General features: G+C 47.4%; 2 protein-coding genes. Both read left to right on the top strand.

From position 1 onward, the window contains the following. Positions 1-47 precede the first annotated feature (47 nt). A complete protein-coding gene (locus WAM07_RS06620) occupies positions 48-710 on the top strand; it encodes a 3-oxoacid CoA-transferase subunit B (RefSeq protein ID WP_422165746.1) in 663 nt (220 codons plus the stop codon). Positions 711-729: 19 nt separating this feature from the next. Then, entirely contained in the window at positions 730-1,998 is a 1,269-nt protein-coding gene (locus WAM07_RS06615; protein ID WP_422165745.1) for a peptidase, read from the top strand. Positions 1,999-2,001 lie beyond the last annotated feature (3 nt).

Below are 2,001 nucleotides of genomic sequence, written 5' to 3'. Positions count from 1 at the left end.
GGGATTTTCGTTGATATGATTATTCAAAGTAAAGGGGTGAACTGGACATGGGCATGGGAGTAGATCTGCGCAACCGGATGGCCAGGCGGGCGGCTAAGGAAATAGACCCCGGCATGATCGTTAACTTAGGAATCGGTATCCCTTCCCTCGTTTCCAATCATATTCCGGCAGATATGCAGGTTATGTTCCAAGCGGAGAACGGAGTACTTGGCATGGGAGAATCTCCCGAAGAGGGTGAGGAAAATCCAATGCTCTGCAATGCAGCTGGTTTTCCGGTAAGTATCGTCCCGGGTGCTTCTTATTTTGACAGCGCGACTGCCTTTGGCATTATTCGATCAGGAAATCTGGATATTACTATTTTAGGAGGCCTGGAAGTCAGCGAAAAGGGGGATCTGGCAAACTGGATTGTGCCGGGAAAACGGGTGCCGGGTATAGGCGGAGCCATGGAGCTTGCACAAAAGGCTAAGAAGGTCATTGTACTGATGAGTCATATAAACAAGCATGGAGAACCCAAAATAGTACCCGAGTGCCAGCTCCCTTTAACAGCTAAAGCTTGTGTGGATATCATCATCACCGACCGGGCTGTCATAGAGGTCACGGAGGAAGGACTTTTGTTAAAAGAAGTGATGGCTCCTTATACAGCTGACGATGTAATGAAGAATACGGCTGCTGATTTAATGCTGTCTGATCAAGTAACTACATTATCGTGACGAGAAAGGAGAATGGATAGTGGAATTCAACAAGGATAATATTCACGAATGGCTTCAGGGTTATAGAGAAGAAGGCACGAAACTTCTTCAGCGTCTGGTTCAAGCGGACAGCACCCAAGGGAATGAAGCCGAAGCACAAGCTGTCGTGATCGAGACGTTAAAGGAACTGGAAATGACCATAGATCGTTGGGATCCGGATGAAGAAGAGATTAGGAAGCATCCTTATTTTGCTTCTTCACGAGAAAACTTTAGGGGAAGCCCTAACGTTGTAGGGGTCCAACAGGGAACAGGCGAGGGGCGCTCCATTATTTTTAATGGCCATATCGATGTTGTTCCTGCCGGGGATCGTACCCAGTGGGAGCATGATCCTTATAGCGGAAAGGTGATCGACGGACGGATGTATGGCCGCGGGGTTACGGATATGAAAGGCGGCAATGTCTCCATGCTCCTTGCTTTGAAGGTATTAAAGAATCTTGGCATCAGGCTTAAGGGAGACGTTATTTTTCAAAGCGTTATCGAGGAAGAGAGCGGAGGGACAGGAACCCTTGCAGCCGTGATGAAAGGATATAAAGCCGAGGCGGCTCTAATCCCTGAGCCAACCAACATGAAGATTTTTCCTAAGCAGCAAGGCTCTATGTGGTTCCGTATTGATGTAAAAGGGCGATCGGCTCATGGAGGGACGCGCTATCAAGGGGTTAGCGCAATTGAAAAAAGTATGTTGGTTATAGATCATATTCGTCAGTTAGAAAAACAGCGAAATGATCAGATCAACGATCCACTGTACCAAAACATCCCAATCCCCATTCCGATCAATGTAGGGAAAATTGAAGGTGGGGACTGGCCATCTTCTGTACCAGATCTCGTGAAAATAGAAGGACGTATGGGGATCTCTCCAGAAGAAACGAGCGAAAATGCTAAAGCAGAAATGGAGAACTGGCTGAAGCAATTGAAAGATAAAGATCCCTGGTTTGAAGAACATCCGACCACATTGGAGTGGTTTGGCGCACGCTGGCTTCCAGGAGCTATGGATCAAGAGCACCCTTTCATGAACGCCCTCGTGGCTGGGTATCAGAATGTAGTGGGCGCTGATCCTGTCATTGAGGCATCCCCATGGGGGACGGATGGCGGACTGTTAACGGAAGCAGGAGAAACACCTTCTTTAGTCTTTGGTCCAGGAGTAACAGAAATGGCTCATTACCCGAATGAGTATATTGAAATGGATAAAGTATTTGAAGCAGCAGAAATTATGGCATTAACCCTGATCGAATGGTGCGGAACAGAAGATTGAACC

It is taken from the genome of Halobacillus sp. (assembly GCF_049282395.1).
Classification (GTDB): Bacteria; Bacillota; Bacilli; order Bacillales; family Halobacillaceae; genus Halobacillus.
Note: the sequence above shows the minus strand (reverse complement) of the source record. Positions and strands in the feature narration are given on the sequence as shown.